Source organism: Microbulbifer sp. ABM4_008 (assembly GCF_056311705.1).
The window spans coordinates 3,045,613-3,064,932 of sequence record NZ_CM149970.1; the positions used below are offsets into that span (position 1 = coordinate 3,045,613).

The window sequence follows — 19,320 nt, forward strand, 5'->3', positions numbered from 1 at the left end:
GGAAGTCGCAATGAAGCCCCCGAAAATACTATTTGCCGCACTGGCTCTTGCAGGTGTTGGCAGCTTAGCCACCAGCGTCACTCACGCAGCTAAAGCGGAGTCCCTGCAAACAGTCACTGAATTCAGCGAATCCCGCGCTGCTGGTGTCACTGTCACCCCCAATGGTCGGGTACTGGTCAGCATGCACCCACTGGATGCGCCAAAACTAAAAGTACTCGAGGTAATGGCCAACGGCTCCAAGCAACCCTTTCCCAATCGAGATTGGGCGGATGGGCCTGAACAGGGTGAAGTGGGCTTTGGATCAGTAATTGGCATTCACTCTGATAGCAAAGGCATCGTCTGGATCTTGGATATGGGCGGTGAAAATACACCCGCCCAACTTGTCGCCTGGGACAGCGTCAATAATAAACTGCACCAACAGATTGAAATCTCCAAGTCCGCATTAGTGGAAAATTCATTTCCGCAGGATTTTTCCCTGGATGAAAAGCGCCAAAAAATCTACATCGCCGATATGTCTTTCGGTAATTTTAACGGCGCGACCAAACCGGCAATTATTGTCGTCGACCTGAAAACCGGTCACTCCCGGCGCGTACTGGAAAGCGCTAATGAATTTATGCCGCCAAAGCAGGATCTCATCATCGGCGGAGTTTTGCTAGCGGCTAAAACTGCAGGTGATACGAATAAAAGCCTGCACTTTGGTCTCAATCCCATTGCCCTGGACGAGAAGGCAGAATGGCTCTACTTTGGCAGCCTCAGCGGCGATAAAATCTTCCGCCTTCCTGCGGCACAGTTGGCGGACGCCGATATTTCCGAGAGTAAACTAACCGCACAAGTTGAAGAATTTGGCCCCAAAAACCCCAGTGATGGCATTGCAATGGCACCGGAAGGTGGCGTGCTGGTTACCGACCTGCAGAATAACGCCATTGGACTGACCACCCAGGGCAATTACCAAATCCTGTTACAGGACAAACAGCTCTCTTGGCCTGACAGCCTCGCTATTAGCAATGGCTGGGTATATATCACCCAGGATCAGCTTCACCAGCATCCTGCTTTCAGTTCTGGCCTTGGTAATGCCAAGCCACCCTACAAGCTGATGCGCTTCCGCTACACTCCATAAACTCCCTCTCACCGCCAGGAGATAGTTGCCCTGGCGGTTTTTTATTAACGTCGAAATAAATTTACCAGTAAACTCAATACCAAACTAACGATAATCATCGATACAATTGGAAAGTAAAAACGGGTGCGCCCCGACTCCACACGAATATCTCCCGGCAAGCGCCCGAACCAGCTGAATAACCCTGGGGAAAAGTGCAATAGCACCCCAACCAACACTAAAATTATTCCTGCGATAATCAACCAGCGGGACATCTATTCACCTCCCTACAGAGTGATTTAACGCCCTGACAATTACCCTGGCGTACTGCCTGGACATTCCCCAGTGACTACTCTATCTATGCTCAATCCCGAGACAAATCGATAGAGGCCATGTGGTGAAATACCTCCTTAGTGTAGTTGTCACAATCTGCATCTTTTTTAGCACTGCTGCCAATAGCCAGAATAATCCTTTGATTTCCCGAGGCACTATCCCGCTCGCCGAAGAGGTTACCCTTACTTCAGTCGCCGGCCCACTTGAATACCCTTGGGGTATAACCAGCCTGCCCGATGGAAGTTTTCTTATCACCCAGCGCAGCGGACAACTCAGAATTGTAAAAGATGGAAAATTATTGGCGGACCCTATCGGGTTTCCAGCAGAAATCTTGTTTCTTGGCCAAGGGGGCCTACTGGATATCGCTGTGAGCCCCACCTTCCCTCAAGACCAGATGCTCTACTTCAGTTATGCCATTGGCAATATGGACAACAACCGACTTGCCATTGGTCGGGCTAAATGGAATAACGGCAAGTTGGAAAACTTTGAAGAGATATTCAAGTCCGCGCAGGGTAAAAATAACGGCGCACACTTCGGTTCCCGGCTCGCCTTCCTACCCGATAAAACGTTGCTGGCTACCATTGGCGATGGCGGTAATCCCCCACAAGAATTCCTCGATATTTTTGCCCGGGAACAGGCCCAAAACCTACAAACCCACTTCGGCTCTATTATTCGTATTAATGGGGACGGTTCAACTCCCGACGACAACCCATTCAAAAACCAAGCAGATGCCCTGCCGCAAATCTGGAGCTTTGGCCACCGCAACCCCCAAGGATTGGTGATCGATCAACAAAGTGGGGAGATCTGGTCCTCCGAACACGGCCCCGCAGGAGGCGATGAATTGAACCGCCTCAAAGCTGGCAGTAACTATGGCTGGCCAAGGGTCACTTTTGGTCGGGACTACCGGGATGGCTCCAATATAGCCTTCAAAATCGAGGGTCCAGAATTTACCTTGCCCGCACTGGCCTGGCTCGATACCCATGCCCCTGGGGGACTGGCCTTCTACACCGGCAATGCCTTCCCCGAATGGAAAGGACGGCTTATTTCCGCCGGGTTAGTTAGCGAAGATTTAAGGATCATTCAGATAAAAGATGGCGCTGCCATTGGCGAGCTAAGGATACCTATTGGGGAGCGCGTACGCGACGCAGAAGTTGGCCAGGATGGCAGTCTTTACATATTGACCGATGGCCCCAAAGGCCGTTTACTGCGCATAGATCCAGCAAAACAATAACTCGAATTTCAAGATATTCGACTAGTTGGGGCGAGGTTCAAAAGTCGCCCTATAAGGCAAGCTATCTATGCGTTTTTTCCGCCCCCTTACCGCCACTCTACTTATGGCCACCTCACTGTGTGTTCAGTCCACCACTCTGATTCACAATGTTTCCGGCTACCAAACTACTGATGATCAACTACTCACGTTCGATGCTTTAGCCTTTGATCAAGGCAAGGTACTGGCAACTGGAAGCTATCAACAGCTGGAAAAGCAATTTCCTACAGCCGATAGAATTGATGCGCAGGGTAAAACCCTACTTCCAGGCCTAATTGATGCCCACGGCCATATGCTGGGCCTGGGCCAACTTACCGGGGAATTGGACTTACGCGATCACTCCCTTGCAGAAGCACTCTCAGCCATCAAGAAGTACGCCCGGGATCTGGGGCCCGACGAATGGCTATCGGGCCGTGGCTGGAACCAGGTTACCTGGCCCAACAAAGCTTTCCCAACCCGTAAACAACTGGATAAATTGGAAATAGAGCAGCCAATTTGGTTGCGCCGGGTCGATGGCCACGCAGGTTGGGCCAATTCCAGGGCCCTGCAATTAGCGGGGATCGACAAGGAAACCCAATCACCAGATGGCGGTGAGATTCTACGGGATGAAAACGGCAACCCGACAGGCATCCTGATCGATAACGCCATGAGCCTGATCTACAAGGCGATACCCGCACCTACTTTAGCCCAGGAGAAAAAGAGTCTACAAAATGCATTTACCACCGCTCTCTCACTGGGATTAACCAGTGTGCATGATGCGGGTATCAGCGAACAGACCCTGAACGCCTACCGAGACCTGGCAAATAAGAAAGCCATCCCGTTGCGTATTTACCCCATGCTTTCAGTAGATAGCCACAACTATGCCCAGTTACTTCAGGCGGGGCATATTGGAGAGCCATCGGACCGGCTGTATATGCGCAGCATCAAACTTTCCGCCGATGGCGCCTTGGGAAGCCGAGGCGCTGCCCTGCTGGAGCCCTACCACGACCGCCCTCAGGAAAAGGGGCTGCTGCTCTACCCGGAAGACAAAATGTTGTCTTTGCTCAAGCTGGCTACCGACAATAACTTCCAGGTTAACGTACATGCAATCGGCGACAGGGCTAACCATATCGTATTGAACCATTTGGAAACCCTAAACAAGGCAGAGAGCCAGGCTAGCTATCGTCATCGTGTGGAGCACGCCCAGGTTATTGAGGTGGAAGATATTCCGCGCTTCGCCCGGCTCAACCTGATTGCCTCTATGCAGCCCACTCACGCTACCAGCGATAAGAATATGGCCGGAGACCGCCTGGGGAATGAACGACTGATCGGCGCCTACGCTTGGCAGACCCTGCTGGAACAAGGCACTTCCATCGCCGCAGGCTCCGACTTCCCTGTAGAACCCGCAAACCCGCTTTTCGGTCTACACGCCGCAGTTACCCGCCGCGACCGCCAGGGAGACCCCAGTAAAGGCTGGCGCACAGAAGAAGCTATGACTCTGGAGCAAGCCCTGCGCGCCTTTACCCTGGATGCAGCCTATGCCAGCCATCAGGAGAAAGTCATCGGCAACCTTGAAGCCGGGAAGTTCGCCGATTTTATTTTGCTGGATAAGGATATTTTTACGATAGCTCCCCAGGAGATCTGGAAGGTACAGGTTCTGGAGACCTGGGTTGAAGGAGAGCAGGTCTACCGTAAACCCCTGTAACCAACCACTAACCTCCATTATTCCCGCACTTCAAACCGCGAATACCGGCGAAAGTCGGTATTCGCAGAAACAACGACCGTCCCATAATTCACCAAGAGCCTTGTATTGCACTATTGCTATACTACTTTTTGTGGCTACAAGAAAACTTTATTGATAAAGCGCATATAGGTTAATGCCTCAAATAGAAACCAAATAGACCGCGCTATGAAATACATCCAAATACCCGTAAGCGACGCACCTTTGTATCTTCTACTCGAAGCAGATCCCTCAAAGAAGAAAATAGACAGCTATTTACCTGAATCCTGGTGTTTCGCAGCAATTGATGCCGGCGCTGTGGAAGGTATATGCGTAGTAAAAGAAATTGATACCGCAATCGCTGAGATTTTCAATATCTCAGTTTCTCCTGAGGTGCGGCAGCAAGGGATTGGATCAAAGCTGTTAAAGTTCTCTCTTTCAGAGCTCACCACCAAAGGAATTCACCGAATAGAGCTGGGCACTGGCACATTCGGTTACCAACTAACCTTTTATCAACGCCATGGGTTCAGGGTTGAATCTGTTGTTAAAGATTATTTTTTACACAACTATGATCAACCCATTGTTGAAGACGGAGTGCAACACAAAGATATGTTGCGACTTTCACTAGATCTTACAATTAGACGACAATAAAACTGTCTGCGGCATAGTGCCTACCCAAAATGGCAGGCTTATACCTATTAATCATCGCTCAATCATCACCCAACGCGCCGGGATCAAAGTCGTCGTAAAGCCATTCAGTTATAAGTGAAAATTTCCTTTCGCCTAATCTAACTTGACCTGCCAAACATCAACATTAAACCACCCATCTTGAACACTGTATTTATAAACAGTAAACTTAAAGCGACCTAGAAAGCACCAAGGGAATACTATGCCAGTAAAACATGAATGGCGAAAAAAAGAAAAATCTCTCTATCTCCCTAAAACTCTACCTGAAGTTATCGATATCCCCAAACTCAATTACATTACTATTCATGGAGAGGGCAGCCCTGCCGAGGAGGCATTCACAAACTGTATCGGCGCTCTATATTCCTTGGCTTATGCTATCAAGATGCTTCCCAAAAAAACGGATGAGAAGCCGAGGGGGTACTTTGATTTTACAGTCTATCCATTAGAGGGAGTCTGGGACATCAATGAAAAAGCCAAAGAGAGTTATTCTGGGAAGATCAAAAAAGAAGATTTAATCTATAAGCTGATGATACGTCAGCCTGATTTTGTCGAGCTACCCTTTTTCAAGGAAATACTTAACTACGTTAAGAACAAAAAACCAAATCCACTACTGAATCAAGTTAACTTTGAGACTATTTTAGAGGGGAAGTGTGTACAAATGCTCCACTTAGGGAGATTTGAGGATGAGCCTATCAGCTTTGAGAAAATGGAAGCCTTTGCTAAAGATCAGGGCTTAAATCGCCTATCCAAGGTACACAAGGAAATTTATCTTTCAGACACAAGAAAAGTTGCACCGGAAAAATTGAAAACCGTATTAAGGTTTCGGGTTAGCTAAATAATGGCTTATTTTGACCCCCACAGCCAACTTTTATCATCAGATCCCCCCAGTATCCCAAACCCTATTTTAGTACCAGCTATACACTAACTCTTATCAAGAAACCCTCCAATTCTGAAAGCCATTTATTAAGTTATACACCGGGATTATATTCAAGGTGTTTATGTTTCCAGTTAAGTTAATTAGCGCCTGCGGCTAAACAAGTAAAAGAACTTCACAGAGGGTGAGATCAGAAACCAGCTGAAATACTCACAGACCAAGTTAAATCAATAAAAAAAGCCGCATCAAAGGATGCGGCTTTTTTGTCACGGGGACTATTGCAAATTAGTCCTTAACAGCTACCGTGCTCGCTTTCTTTTCAGGGATCGGGAAGCCACGATCGCGCATTAATGCTTCGATATTGGCATCGCGACCACGGAAAGAGCGGTATGCGTCTGCCGGGTCCAACGCATTGCGAGGAGCGAACAAGTATTTCACCAGTCTCGCAGCTACTTCCCTATCGTAGAAGCCGCCTTTGGACTCGGCGAAAGCCTCAGAGGCATCGGAGGTCAGCACATCGGCCCACATGTAGCCGTAGTAGCTGGCCGCATAGCCTTCACCGGAGAAGATATGACCAAAATGAGGAGAACGGTGGCGCATCACCAGTTCATCCGGCATACCCAGCTTCTTCAAAGTTTCACGTTCAAACTTGTCTGGATCGATACCTTCAGGATCAGCAGTGTGGAATTTCATATCCACCAGTGCAGATGCCAGGTACTCAGTAGTGGCAAAACCTGAATTGAACTTAGCCGCCTTCTTGATCTTCTTCACCAGATCCGCAGGAATCGGCTCACCAGTTTTGTAGTGCACCAGATAATTGTCGATAACCGCATCGGTAGACAACCAGCGCTCCAGCAGCTGAGACTGGAACTCGGTGTAGTCACGCACACCGCCATTTAAGGTCGGATAAGTAACGTTGGACGCGAGGAAGTGCAGCGCATGGCCAAACTCGTGGAAGAAAGTCTCTGCATCATCCCAACTTACCAGTACAGGCTCACCGGGAGCGCCCTTGATAAAGTTAGAGTTGTTGGAAGAGAGAACGTTCTTCTTACCATCGAAAGTGGAGTGATCGCGGTACATGGTTGCCCAGGCTCCAGAACGCTTACCTGCACGAGCAAATGGGTCCAGGTACCAGAGGCCGATATGATCGCCACTCGTCTTATCGGTAACTTCCCAGACCTTAACATCTTCATGGAATACCGGTACTGAGCCTTCCTTCACTGGAGTGAACTCAAAATTGAACAGCTCTCCAGCCACATAGAACATGGCTTCACGCAGGTTATCCAGCTGCAAGTACTGTTTAACTTCATCGGAGTTCAGGTCGTACTTGGCCTTGCGAACTTTTTCTGCGTAGTAGCGGTAGTCCCAGGGCTCAATAGTGATATTGGCTTTCTCGGTATCAGCCACAGCCTGCATATCAGCCACTTCTTCCTTCACGCGACCAACTGCCGCCGGCCATACCGCTTCCATCAACTCCATGGCGCGCTCAGGCGATTTCGCCATACGATCGCGCAGGCGCCACTGAGCGTAGTTGTCGAAACCTTGCAGGCCAACACGTTCGTCGCGCAGCTTCAGGATTTCAGCGATGATAGCGTTGTTATCGTGCTCATCACCATTGTCGCCACGGCTGTAGTAATTGGTCCAAATCTGCTTACGCAGCTCGCGATTGTCAGAGTAAGTCAGGAAGGGATCCATGGAGGAGCGGGTATTGGTAATAGCGTACTTACCTTTTTCGCCCTTCTCTTCCGCCAGGGCCGCCGCAGCAGCGACAAAGGAATCCGGCAGGCCACCCAGCTGATCTTTAGTCAGGAAGATGTCGTAGCCTTCCTCATCAGCCAGTACATTATTGGAGAACTTTGTATAGAGTTCCGCCAAGCGCTTATTGATTTCTGCATAGCGCTCTTTCTTTTCCCCTTCAAGGGTGGCGCCATTGGTTGCGAACTGGGTATATACCAGCTCGACTACACGCTTCTGCTCAGCGTCCAGGTCCATCGATTCACGCTGATCATAGATAGACTTGATACGCTTAAAGAGGGCCTTGTTCTGGTAAATCTTGGACTCGTAGTCAGCCCACAGAGGTGCCAGTTCGCGCTGAACCTCACGGAATTCCGGGGAGGACATATTGCCGGCCCAGATCCCATAATAAGAAGATGCACGCCCCAACTCTGCACCACTGCGCTCCATCGGAACGAAAGTGTTGGCGAAAGTAGGCTTGGCAGGATCGGCGGCTATGGCGTCCAGCTCTGCCAGATTCATCTCAATACCCTTCTCAATTGCGGGCTTGAGATCTTCAAGATTCATCTTGTCAAACGCAGGAACACCACCAAAAGGACCTGTCCACTCCGCCAATAGCATGTTGCTGGCGTGCTCAGGACTTACAGCCATGGACTTCTCGGCATTCACGGTATCTTTGACCACCTCAGCCTGTTGTGTCTTTTCACCACAACCGCCCACTACCGCAAGAGCTGCGGCCACGGATAGTGCGATCATTGTTTGACGCATCGGTATCTCCTCTAGGATAGAGCTTTGTAATAGTTTTAAGAGCGGGAGTTTAACCCCAGTTGGCCTATGCCCGCCAATACTACCGCCATTCTCAGCCAAGGCTGCGACAGAGTGAAGGAAATACACGACGACTTCCTTCAGCTTTGACCATATGGTCTAGGCGTCCCACACCTCTCCTACTCAATGGTCCCTTCTGAAGGAACCAAATCAAAAAATTCGGCCCATATCGCCTACCCGGTCATAGTCAGCTTACTTCCATCACCATCAGAAGCTCACTTAACCCCAACAGAAACAAAGCCTTCGGCAACAAGCTATTGCAGCTCCACATCCTTGTTTGCCTTTTTAAAAACTAAAGAGTATTACCTCGCACCTAAAACTGATGCTTTAAATCAGAGGAGCCCCCAGCAGGAAACCAAGTTTCATTTAAGACAATTAGCGACCAATAAAACCGCCCCTAAACCAAACACAAACACAAACACAAACAAACACCTTTAAATATATTTAGGGAAACCTGTTCCCATTTATAATTAGATAAACTTTCCCCCATTAAAAACAGTCACCTCAATATAAACCCCTTGACTACCGGAAATATTCCCCTGCAGAGAAATGTAATTAGCGACAACCGATAAAAACATCAGAATATTTGCCATACGTATCAATGCATTTCGGAAATAAAGCTATAGACGCCAAGCAACGGCGCTTAACTTATCCGATTTTTTATAATTATTTCCATTAAAAAATACTATCAAAACCTCAAAACAATATTTATCTAATCAAGATAAATCGGGCAATATTTAAACAAAAAGCAGGCGCTCCTCTTCAGACGCAAATATCAACCCAGAAAACCTGGCTTTTTATTCATATATTCGCCCAACTGATTAAAGGTAGAGATAGACTCATGCAAAAGAAATACATTTTACCACTTAGCGCAGCTCTTGCGGTTTTATCAATGGGTGTCGCCACAGGCTCACAAGCTCAGGCGGTTAGCTGCGGTGACGTAATAACCACTCCGACCACCCTCGATAGTGATTTAGTGTGCACTATTGCTGATGAATTTTCTGTCGCAATAGCAATTGAAGGGCCATCTGGCAGCCTTTCAATGGGAGATTACAGTTTGACCTGTTCCACCAATAAATTTGGCACAGGTATTATTTTACTGGAAAGTGGTGCCCGGCTTAGCGGGGGTAGCGTAATCGGTTGCGGCGACGCTGTGACTGTTGTAGGTGATGGTGGCCATTATGTTACAGGTGTCACTATCACTGATTCTGGTAATAATGCTGTTTATGTCAAAAGCAATTTCAATGTAGTCAGCAGCATGACAATCACTGGAGGTAGTGGGGTTGTGGATGAAGGTATCCTAATCCAGGGTAACAACAATCTCGTCAACAACAATTTTGTTGGAAATACTGACAATCCTGGCATCGAAATTACAGGAGCCTACAATCATGTTTATTTTAACGAGGTCTATTTTTGTGCAACCGATGGAATTGTAGCTGGCGGTATTTTTTCACGTGTAACCCACAACACATCCAACTTCAATGGTTACCAAGGTATTTCAGTTGCTGGTAGCTACGGCACTATCGCGCAAAATAAGATTACAGATAATGATTTTGCGGGAATCCAGATACTACAGGGCGAATTCAATAATATTGCCAATAATAACGTTGTTGATAATGGCACTTATGGGATATATATTGCGGACAGTATGCCCACCGACAATACGATTTCTGGCAACTTCTCCAAGGGCCATACCTACGACTTATATGATCCAGAAAACTTTGCTTGCATAAGCAGCAATACCTGGATAAACAATACATTCACAACTTCTGACCCGGGCTGCCTCGATTGAATTGATAATTTAAGACCATATAAGCATATGGCCAGAAAAAAATCATTAATTGAGAATTTAAATGTACAAACGACCCTCTTTTAATTTCAAAAAGAGGGTCACCCTTAAACACACGACAATATCAACTAGGAAAATATACCGCAATCCTCTACATGTTAATTAACACAGGCAACAACGGATAACCCTACCTATCACTTTCGATCAGGTTCTAGCATAGTGAGTCCGCAGATCTTATTCTGGCATAAGATTTATATATTAATGTCTACAACCCCATGTACAACACTAGCGAACTCGGTATAGAAATAGAGATAATAGGGGCGCTCAACTAACCAATGGTAGTATTAACGGATTATATTTCAGTGTAGATAATCCAGTTTTCACTTCAAACAAATCATAGAAAACAATATATTCACAATATCTAACTCCTACTGTCTTGATTATGTAAACCAGAAAAATGAGGAGCTTTATATAATTTTCTGATAATTACACACAGGCCCCAGGCGCACGCAAAAACCACCAAAAACCACCAAAAACCACCAAAAACCACCAAAAACTCCGTAGCGCTATAAAAGATGTAGACAGCTAATACTGCCTCATTAAAGTATATCACCGTATTAATATCTACACTTCTTATAGCTGTTAAAAGGAGTTACCTATGTTCTACCCTATCCAATACCCTAAAACCCTTTCCATGACTCTATTTACTTTAGGAGTCTCCCTATCATTAACGGTCAATGCGGTAGATTGCGGAGATGTCATTACCGAACCCGCCACCCTAACCGAGGATCTAGTTTGTGAGTTTACGGATGCTCCTGCCTTAACAATTCAGGGGCCAACTGGAAGTCTGTATATGAATGGACATTCCTTGACTTGCTTAGGATCAGATGCAGGCAATGGAATCGTGCTTATAGGCACATCAGCTGAATTATCCACCGGAACAGTAAATGGTTGCAATGATGCAGTTTTACTCTTAGAGGCGGGTGGGCACACTGTATATGGCATAAATGCATTGCTTCCACTGGACGATGCCATTGTTGTAAGCAGTGATAGCAATATCGTCACAGGCAATTATGCACTTGGTGACGGGAATGACTCAGATGATGGAATCGATATCAATGGTAACCTTAATTTTATTTCCCAAAACATTATTGAGTTATCCGGTGACGAGGGTATGGAAGTTGACGGCACTTCCAATACAATAATCGGCAATACTATTACTGGGTCCGACAGTGATGGGGTCGAATTAGATGGAGATTTTTCTGTCTTTGTTTCAAACATTGTACAAGACAATGACAATACAGGTATTGAAATTGAAGGAAGCTCATGCACCGTTTCAAATAACACAACAACAGAAAATGGATCTTCTGGAATTTCATTAGAATTTTCCGCATCCAACAATGGCATCAGTCAAAATACCAGTAGTGACAATGGAGCTTACGGTATATTAGTTACCGGTGTTAACGCCATTGGCAATAACATTGTCTTTAACACTGCCACAGGAAACGGCTTATTCGACCTTGAAGATCTTTTTGAGAGTGAGGATTGTAGCGTTAACAATAATCTTTGGTCAGGCAACACCTTCTCATCAGCTGAGCCGAGCTGCCTTGAATAAACCCTAAGTTACGTCTGCCGGGGTTATTAGCCTTTAAACTAAGGCAATAACCCCGCCCCCCCTTACTGCCAATGCTACTATTTCAGGTCGGCATTACCCCCTTTTCAAATTAACTTTCAGAGACAACGGCATCCATCTCAATCTCCACTAACCAATTAGAGTCAATAAACCCCTTAACCTCCACAAAAGTACAGGCAGGGCGAATATCTGAAAATAGTTCCCCATGTGCCCTGGCCGCATCTTCCCAGCGCTTTATATCAACTAACATAATCCGGGTTCTTATAACGTCAGGCAGATGTCCACCAGCCTCCTTAAGAGCAGCGGCAGCAATATCCAAGCAGAGTTTGGTCTGGCCATAAACATCACCGATAAAGGCAGTTTTGCCCTCCGATATAGGAGCGGTCCCCGATATAGCGATTTGCCCCCCGATCCTACAGGCTCTTGAAAACCCTATGGGATTCTCAAGGTATGAACCGGAGCTTATCAATTTTCTCACTTTAACTCCTTCTAACGAGTAAATACGGCTATTTTATTTCCATCCAAATCCCTAAAATAGGCCCCATAAAAAGATTCCGAATTCCTATAGCCTGGACCACCTTCAGATGTCTCTCCAAGTCCAAGCGCTAGAGAAAAAATCTTGTCGACTTTATCAATACTGCCAACGTTAAGGGCTAACATTGTACCGTTACCAATACTCGCCTGCTTTTTATCATAGGGAGCAGTAACAGCAAGTTTTGTGGAGGAGCCTTTAAACTGCCAGAAAATAACTGTATCAGAGCGATAAACTTCCTCCGCAGCAATAGGGGCTAAAATCTTGCAATAAAACAGCCCCGCCCTAGGCAAGTTATTTGTACCTAATGTTATATGAGAAATCATGTCGTAAAGCACCCTATTGGGAATAGTAAAACCTAAGATTTTATGGTCTTACCGCTAAAGCAACTACTGTATTTCAAAGGTTTCAATCCGTGATCAGGTCTCTATTTAGTGAGAACGGCACCTCCAGATAATTGCCCATACCTTAATTCTACAAATTCCCAGTAGTCAACGGGCAGGTCTCATATTGGCATAGCTGGTGATCAGGACCGAACTCAAATCGGCCTTTAATTTCATTTAAATACTCCAACATTGCCGAGACTCTCTTGGGCTTATTGACTCCGGGCCGATAGACTACATAAATTGGCATAAATATCGCGTGCCATTCGGGAAATATTCGTATTAACTCCTGCTTCTCCAACTCACAGATCATGCTGTTAACCGGAATTTGAGCTATTCCCACCCCGCCAGCAGCAGCCCTTATTGCCGTTTCTGGATTGCCACAATGGAAGTTACTTCGCACTTCAATAGATTCCGTTTTGTTTTCGGATACCAGAGTCCAAAAAGCAGACTCAGGGGCAGTCCCGGCTGTAATACAATTGTGCTGCCTGAGCTCCTGGGGTGACTCAGGTATTCCGTACTCCCTTAAATAGTCCGGACTGGCTACCAGAACCTGAGTCGTATACCCGATTTCTTTCGCCACCAAACGGTCATCGGCGATCTGCCCGACACGAATTGCCAGGTCTATACCCTGAATAAACAGGTCATCAAAAGTGTTGGATAGCTCCAGCGAGATTTGGGCTTTCGGCCACTGCTGGAGAAATGGAGGGAAAATATACTGGGCCAGGTAGCTACCCATGGCCGGGGGGGCCGATACACGCAGCAACCCCTGTACTTGCTGCTCTATCTCCCGCACATCCTCGCGCAAGGATTTAAACTCCTCCACCAGTAAAGAGGCCCGGCGAAGGGTAACCCTACCCGCATCAGTAATCTCAATTTTCCGTGTAGAGCGCTCCAGCAGCTTGGCTTGCAGTTGCTCTTCCAGCTTCGAAATGGCTTTGCTCACTGTAGATTTGGGCAGCCCCAGCTCCTCGGCACACTGGGTGAGACTCAGCAGTCTGCAAGTGGTCACAAAGATCGATAAAGTTCGAAAGTCTATAGTTTCCAAATCGCGAACAATCAATTTCCAAAAACCTTATTGTTTCCAATAAGCTGTGAGCTTAGTCTGTGCGCCATCGATAGACAACTGCTTTTCGTGACAACATTGAGGCACACAAGATGACTGCGACACAGGATCTGTTTACAGGTATTCAATTAGGTGATGTGAAGCTTGCCAACCGTGCGGTGATGGCCCCCCTGACCCGCGCAAGAGCTGAAAACCACGTACCTACCCCTTTGATGGCTGAGTACTATGCACAGAGGGCTGGCGCCGGCCTGATTATTGCCGAGGCAACTATGGTGGCAGAGGGAACTTCAGCCTTTATTTCTGAGCCAGGTATCTACTCCCAGGAACAGATCGAAGGCTGGAGACAAGTGACTGACGCCGTTCACGAGAGAGGCGGCAAGATATTCCTGCAACTTTGGCACGGTGGGCGAGCCAGTCACCCCGATTTGAATAATGGCACAACGCCGGTTGCAGCCAGCCCAATCGCCATTGACGATACGGTTCACACACCGGACGGAAAAAAACCTTACACCACCCCAAGACCCCTTGAAACTGTGGAGATCCCAGGAATTATCGCGGCTTTTAAACAGGGAGCAATCAATGCTAGAGATGCTGGCTTCGATGGAGTTGAGGTTCATGGTGCAAACGGCTATCTCTTGGACAGTTTTTTGCGGGATGGCTCAAACCTTAGAACAGACGAGTACGGTGGGTCTTTAGAGAATCGTGCACGCTTGCTGTTTGAAGTTCTGGAAGCCGTTATCGAAGTTTGGGGCTCCGGCAAAGTTGGATTGCGAACTTCTCCCCTAAACGGATTCAACAGCATGCGCGATAGCGATCCTGAGGGACACACTCGCTGGTTTGCATCAAAATTGAATGAATATAATTTGGCCTACTGGCACTTGATGCGAGCCGACTTCCTCGGCGAGCAACTCGGAGATGTATTGACTCCAGCAAGGGAACTGTATCAGGGCAATCTGATTGGCAATATGGGGTACGGGCGAGATGAGGCCAATACAGCCATTGGGCAGCAGCAAGTAGATGCGGTTGCCTTCGGCGTTCCATTCCTGGCGAACCCGGACCTGCTAAAGCGTTTTAAAGCCGATGCGAGCTTAAATGAAGCAGACCCAAACACCTTCTATACCGGTGGCGCAAACGGATATACCGATTACCCCACAATGCCCTAACCTTTAAGGAGCAAGCAGCTAGGTCGCCTTAAGCGGGCGACCTGCTTTCCGTACTCGGAGCACCAGCAGTCTCGGAGCGGATCTTCACGTTATTAATCAGTGAGACCAGTACAAAACTCAGCAGCATCAGTAGATACCATGAACTGAGCTTCGCCAGAGATACCATTTGCCATTCATGGGATTGATTAGGGTAAATCCATATATTTGCAAAAGTAGCAATATTTTCAGCAAACCAAATAAACAGTGCTACCAGCAACCACCCCAAAAGAAGCGGCATAGAGCGATGCTTTTCAACGACCTTAAAGTAAATATTGGTTCGATAAAACAATAACACTGTTCCCGCTAGTAACGCCCAGCGGAAATCCCAGATATAGTGATGTGTAAAGAAGTTGACATAGATAAACACAACCAGAACAACTGTCAGCAATTTCGATGGATAGTGAGAATATTCAAATTCAAAAATTCGCCACACTCGAGCAATGTAACTGCCCACTGCGCTATACATGAACCCTGTAAACAGTGGCACATTACCAATCCCAAAGAAATACTCTTCCGGGTAACTCCATGAGCCAATAGCGTCAGATGTCTTAAATATCTCCATGACGGTCGCAACGACATGAAATACGACAATAACTATTGACTCCCTGAATGTTTCCAGTTTTGTAGCTAGAAGAAAGACCTGAAAGACTATAGCAGCCAGAAAGATAAAGTCATACCGGTGAACCGATTCCAGTGGATACCAATAGTTGGTGACAATCATAATTCCCAGCAAGAAGCCACCGAAAATACAGGCATAAGCCTGCCTCAAGCCAAACAACCAGAACTCACGAATATATCGTTTCAAATCCACACTTGATAACACTGCAAACAACACCTAAGTGGAAAATTTCTGTGGCTTCAAGCCTACCGATTCCAATACCTTTCTATTTTTAGAAAAAATTATCTGACATTTATGTTTTTAAATCCAAACTCTTTACTCCCGGCCTTAAAGCCGAGATTCAAGATTTCAGTATAGTTCTCAGGGACTTCAAAAAACACGATTTCCAGCTCGGCCTCAGAACCGCGGGGAAGCTCCAGATATACCATTCCCCTCACTTCCTGCCCCCCCCTAAATGCCTCATACTCCTTGAAGACAGCGCCATCTTTCATAATCAGGCGCCAGGAGGAAAGCCTTACTTTTTGCCGACTTCTCCGATTAGTCACGGTCATACGGCACTGCACTGTACCGCCCTGCCTTACACAATTATTGTGATGAATCTCGACCCCTTGCAGGTAAACAGCGCCACCTTCAGAAGTCGTTTTTGGAAGACCCGCAACAAAATCCGGACTGTGATACTCCTTCCCCAGAATAAAAAATGAAAAACAAGAGATCGAATAAGCCAAAACCACAACCACACCAAATAGGTAGCGATTTTTTAAGTAGCTCCAAATACAAAGAGATAGAGAAGTGCACACAATCACAATAGCCATAAAGGCTACAAAATACTCAGGGCGCCATATGCCGTATAGGTAAATCATGGGCTCAGGAAATAGATACTGGGTAAGTGCCCATAACACTGCTACTAATGCCGACAATACGCCCAATATTTTTGCAGCAAAAAACTTCCTGCGACTAACTGAGTAATGTCCCTTTACCATATCTGTCATTTTGCTTTATCCCTATACAACCAGCGTCAAGCTGGTTAGCTAGCACTGCTGACAAGTCACTTAAGCCTCAAGCCAGCGCAAAATGGTACATGATACAGATTTAAAGACCGAAATCGATTACACCTTATTTCTAAACCTATCCTGGCGTAATCGATCAAAACTTAAACACCACACTCTTCAACAAGCTTGTAGCGCCCTTCTCGGAATTTGAACATGACTCAATTATATTGAAAATATAGTCATACTAGTTTTAGTGAGGAGAAAAGTCAGGGAATTCACCAGAAAGGGAATGGCGGGAAGCCAAACCCTTTGTCAATAAAGAACTCGATCTACCGAGCCCCTACCGCACTCTGGTAGTCCATATATGCAGGTAATGCGACTGCAGCAAGAATACCCAAAATAGGAATTATCAACAAACAAACACCCCAAACAGACCACTTTTTCTGGACAGAATTAAAATGCTCAAGGCTTTCCCATTGCTTATTTTTCCAGGCGAGTTCGCGCCCCTTAATTCCCAGGTAAATAGCAACAATTAATCCAATATAAGGAATCAAAGCCATTAAACCAGCCAATGTAGCAATCTCCAATAACAGTTAGTCAGACGGAAAAACTAGTCATCGCTGCTGCAAGAACTGCCGCTCGAACTACTGCCAGAATCGCTATCGAACCAACCATCATCCTCATCTCTACTGGAGGAACCGAACCATCGTGCCATCAAACCTATACCAAATACGACCAGCATTATCACGTAAACATCGATTTCTACAGTGATCCCCCGGTAAATACCAAGGCCAACAAGACATAAACCCAACAAAAACTCTATAGTTCGCACCATTGCCCCACCCTACAATTTACTTTTACAAAAATTGACAGAACAAACTATCAAATATTATCAACAATGTCGGTTAAGGGATATCCATCCCCTAATCCAATAAATAAGGTGACTTTAATTGATACTTAAATACTTTCAGTCGAAGTAAAACCTGGAGAATTTTCAGCCTAAATGACTTAACTGCAACAGGAGCAGCTCCTCACAGACAGGCTGACAAATATAGAATAATGATTTAGAGGGGGTTTCAGTCGAGAGAAGTGAAAACCTCTTATCCGAGCCAAAGGCTCAAGATAAGAGATTTTACATTCAGAATTTCTTAATTAAAGAGAACAGCCAATTAAGCAATTCGACCAGCGCGCAACCATTCAGAAACACAAAACGCCAGCTCTAACACCTGATCGGCATTCAGCCGCGGATCGCATTGGGTGCGGTAGCAACTGGCGAGGTCTGCTTCAGAAATTTTCCAAGCTCCACCGGTGCACTCAGTGACATGCTGCCCGGTCATTTCCAGATGGATACCGCCGGGATGGCTTCCCTCGGCCCAGTGTACCGAGAAAAAGTCGCGAATTTCCCGCAGGATTTTTTCAAAATCGCGAGTTTTATAGCCATTACCCGCTTTAACAGTATTGCCATGCATGGGATCAGTGCTCCATACCACCGAGCGCCCCTCCGCTTGAATGGCGCGCACCAATGCAGGCAATTTTTCTCCCAAAGTATCGGCGCCCATACGGGTAATCAGTGTAAGGCGACCTGCATCGTTCTCGGGATTGAGCTTATCGATCAAACGCAGCAGCTCATCCGGTTGCATCTTTGGACCAACTTTCACCCCAATCGGGTTGCAAACACCGGAGAGAAACTCCACATGGGCGCCATCCAATTGCCGAGTGCGTTCACCAATCCACAGCATATGTGCGGAGCAGTCATACCATTTGCCAGTAAGGCTATCGGTTCGTGTCAGTGCCTGCTCGTATTCAAGCAATAGCGCCTCATGAGAGGTGTAGAGTGAAGTCTCACGAATTGCGGGAGAGTTCTCTGAGGTAACACCACATACCGCCATAAACTCTAAAGCTTCCTGAAGGCGTTCCGCCAGCTGGGCATATTTTTCCCGCTGAGGGTTATTTTTCAGGAAGCTGAGATTCCATTTGTGCACCTGATGCAGATCGGCCAATCCCCCCTGGGCGAAAGCTCGCAGTAGATTCAGGGTTGCTGCCGACTGGTTATAAGCAGTTACCATCCGCTGAGGGTCAGGTATGCGCGCTTCAGCGGTAAAATCAATGCCGTTGATAATATCGCCACGGTAGCTGGGTAGTTCTACTCCGTTCACCGTCTCGGTATTCGCCGAACGGGGTTTGGCATATTGGCCGGCCATTCTCGCAACTTTCACCACCGGCAGGTTACCGGCAAAGGTGAGCACGACAGCCATCTGCAACAATACCTTGAAAGTATCGCGAATGCGGTTTGCATTAAAATCGGCAAAAGATTCAGCACAATCGCCGCCCTGCAAAAGGAAGGCTTTCCCCTCGGCAACCTGAGCCAGCTGACGGCGCAGCTCGCGAGCCTCTGCCGCAAAAACCAGGGGCGGATGACCAGAGAGCTGTTTAGCCACCTGGGCAACATCTTCGGCAGACGTGTATTGGGGCTGTTGATGTGCGGTGAAGTTTCGCCAGCTCTGGGGGGTCCAAATTTGGGTGGGGGATTCGGGCACTGGGACTCCTAGCTCAACTTCCATCTTTCACTCTTACTTCTAAAGGATAAATCTTAAG

At 46.9% G+C, this 19,320-nt stretch carries 18 protein-coding genes; 8 read left to right on the plus strand and 10 right to left on the minus strand.

What is annotated here, in order from left to right:
• Nucleotides 1-10: 10 nt before the first annotated feature.
• A complete protein-coding gene (locus tag ACYX4J_RS13000) occupies nucleotides 11-1,117 on the plus strand; it encodes an L-dopachrome tautomerase-related protein (RefSeq protein ID WP_413665258.1) in 1,107 nt (368 codons plus the stop codon).
• A 44-nt stretch (nucleotides 1,118-1,161) separates the two neighbouring features.
• On the opposite strand, the gene ACYX4J_RS13005 is transcribed toward ACYX4J_RS13000, so the two are convergent.
• Nucleotides 1,162-1,368, minus strand: a complete 207-nt coding sequence (locus tag ACYX4J_RS13005) for a DUF2905 domain-containing protein (protein ID WP_282933328.1) — start codon at nucleotides 1,366-1,368, stop codon at nucleotides 1,162-1,164.
• Between the two features lie 122 nt (nucleotides 1,369-1,490).
• Between ACYX4J_RS13005 and ACYX4J_RS13010 the strand changes: the two genes are divergently transcribed.
• From ACYX4J_RS13010 to ACYX4J_RS13025, 4 genes are all read left to right on the plus strand, one after another.
• Nucleotides 1,491-2,657: a PQQ-dependent sugar dehydrogenase gene (locus ACYX4J_RS13010; RefSeq protein ID WP_476176779.1), complete on the plus strand. Its 1,167-nt coding sequence runs from the start codon at nucleotides 1,491-1,493 to the stop codon at nucleotides 2,655-2,657.
• Nucleotides 2,658-2,724: 67 nt separating this feature from the next.
• Entirely contained in the window at nucleotides 2,725-4,377 is a 1,653-nt protein-coding gene (locus ACYX4J_RS13015) for an amidohydrolase (protein ID WP_476176780.1), read from the plus strand.
• Nucleotides 4,378-4,581: 204 nt separating this feature from the next.
• Entirely contained in the window at nucleotides 4,582-5,043 is a 462-nt protein-coding gene (locus ACYX4J_RS13020; RefSeq protein ID WP_444916901.1) for a GNAT family N-acetyltransferase, read from the plus strand.
• Between the two features lie 238 nt (nucleotides 5,044-5,281).
• Entirely contained in the window at nucleotides 5,282-5,914 is a 633-nt protein-coding gene (locus ACYX4J_RS13025) for a GyrI-like domain-containing protein (RefSeq protein WP_444916156.1), read from the plus strand.
• 324 nt (nucleotides 5,915-6,238) lie between these two features.
• On the opposite strand, the gene ACYX4J_RS13030 is transcribed toward ACYX4J_RS13025, so the two are convergent.
• The gene (locus ACYX4J_RS13030) at nucleotides 6,239-8,455 is read right to left on the minus strand and encodes a M3 family metallopeptidase (protein WP_476176781.1); all 2,217 of its coding nucleotides are present in this window, start codon (nucleotides 8,453-8,455) and stop codon (nucleotides 6,239-6,241) included.
• A gap of 898 nt (nucleotides 8,456-9,353) precedes the next feature.
• Here ACYX4J_RS13030 and ACYX4J_RS13035 point away from each other — a divergent pair.
• Both ACYX4J_RS13035 and ACYX4J_RS13040 read left to right on the plus strand, forming a co-directional pair.
• Nucleotides 9,354-10,304 carry a right-handed parallel beta-helix repeat-containing protein gene (locus ACYX4J_RS13035; protein ID WP_444896770.1) on the plus strand — a complete coding sequence of 317 codons (951 nt, stop codon included), beginning with the start codon at nucleotides 9,354-9,356 and terminating at the stop codon, nucleotides 10,302-10,304.
• A gap of 655 nt (nucleotides 10,305-10,959) precedes the next feature.
• The gene (locus tag ACYX4J_RS13040) at nucleotides 10,960-11,916 is read left to right on the plus strand and encodes a right-handed parallel beta-helix repeat-containing protein (RefSeq protein WP_444905697.1); all 957 of its coding nucleotides are present in this window, start codon (nucleotides 10,960-10,962) and stop codon (nucleotides 11,914-11,916) included.
• Nucleotides 11,917-12,025: 109 nt separating this feature from the next.
• Here the strand turns inward: ACYX4J_RS13040 and ACYX4J_RS13045 are convergent, their stop codons facing one another.
• From ACYX4J_RS13045 to ACYX4J_RS13055, 3 genes are all read right to left on the minus strand, one after another.
• Complete coding sequence (locus tag ACYX4J_RS13045; protein WP_476176782.1) at nucleotides 12,026-12,412, minus strand: RidA family protein; 387 nt, start codon at nucleotides 12,410-12,412, stop codon at nucleotides 12,026-12,028.
• Between the two features lie 11 nt (nucleotides 12,413-12,423).
• Entirely contained in the window at nucleotides 12,424-12,792 is a 369-nt protein-coding gene (locus ACYX4J_RS13050; RefSeq protein ID WP_444905699.1) for a VOC family protein, read from the minus strand.
• A 148-nt stretch (nucleotides 12,793-12,940) separates the two neighbouring features.
• A complete protein-coding gene (locus ACYX4J_RS13055) occupies nucleotides 12,941-13,912 on the minus strand; it encodes a LysR family transcriptional regulator (RefSeq protein ID WP_445359922.1) in 972 nt (323 codons plus the stop codon).
• Nucleotides 13,913-14,007: 95 nt separating this feature from the next.
• On the opposite strand from ACYX4J_RS13055, the gene ACYX4J_RS13060 reads away from it, so the two are divergent.
• Nucleotides 14,008-15,078 carry an alkene reductase gene (locus tag ACYX4J_RS13060; protein ID WP_413665246.1) on the plus strand — a complete coding sequence of 357 codons (1,071 nt, stop codon included), beginning with the start codon at nucleotides 14,008-14,010 and terminating at the stop codon, nucleotides 15,076-15,078.
• A 28-nt stretch (nucleotides 15,079-15,106) separates the two neighbouring features.
• Here ACYX4J_RS13060 and ACYX4J_RS13065 read toward each other — a convergent pair whose 3' ends face one another.
• The 5 genes from ACYX4J_RS13065 to ACYX4J_RS13085 all read right to left on the minus strand — a co-directional run bounded on the left by ACYX4J_RS13065 (nucleotide 15,107) and on the right by ACYX4J_RS13085 (nucleotide 19,286).
• Nucleotides 15,107-15,922, minus strand: a complete 816-nt coding sequence (locus ACYX4J_RS13065; protein ID WP_476176783.1) for a DUF817 domain-containing protein — start codon at nucleotides 15,920-15,922, stop codon at nucleotides 15,107-15,109.
• 95 nt (nucleotides 15,923-16,017) lie between these two features.
• On the minus strand, nucleotides 16,018-16,725 hold the full coding sequence (locus ACYX4J_RS13070; RefSeq protein ID WP_445364683.1) for a hypothetical protein: 708 nt from the start codon (nucleotides 16,723-16,725) through the stop codon (nucleotides 16,018-16,020).
• 329 nt (nucleotides 16,726-17,054) lie between these two features.
• On the minus strand, nucleotides 17,055-17,297 hold the full coding sequence (locus ACYX4J_RS13075; protein ID WP_476176784.1) for a hypothetical protein: 243 nt from the start codon (nucleotides 17,295-17,297) through the stop codon (nucleotides 17,055-17,057).
• Nucleotides 17,298-17,335: 38 nt separating this feature from the next.
• Nucleotides 17,336-17,560, minus strand: a complete 225-nt coding sequence (locus ACYX4J_RS13080) for a hypothetical protein (RefSeq protein WP_476176785.1) — start codon at nucleotides 17,558-17,560, stop codon at nucleotides 17,336-17,338.
• Nucleotides 17,561-17,894: 334 nt separating this feature from the next.
• Nucleotides 17,895-19,286, minus strand: coding sequence for a class II 3-deoxy-7-phosphoheptulonate synthase (locus tag ACYX4J_RS13085; protein WP_444896762.1), 1,392 nt, complete (start codon nucleotides 19,284-19,286; stop codon nucleotides 17,895-17,897).
• Nucleotides 19,287-19,320: the final 34 nt, after the last annotated feature.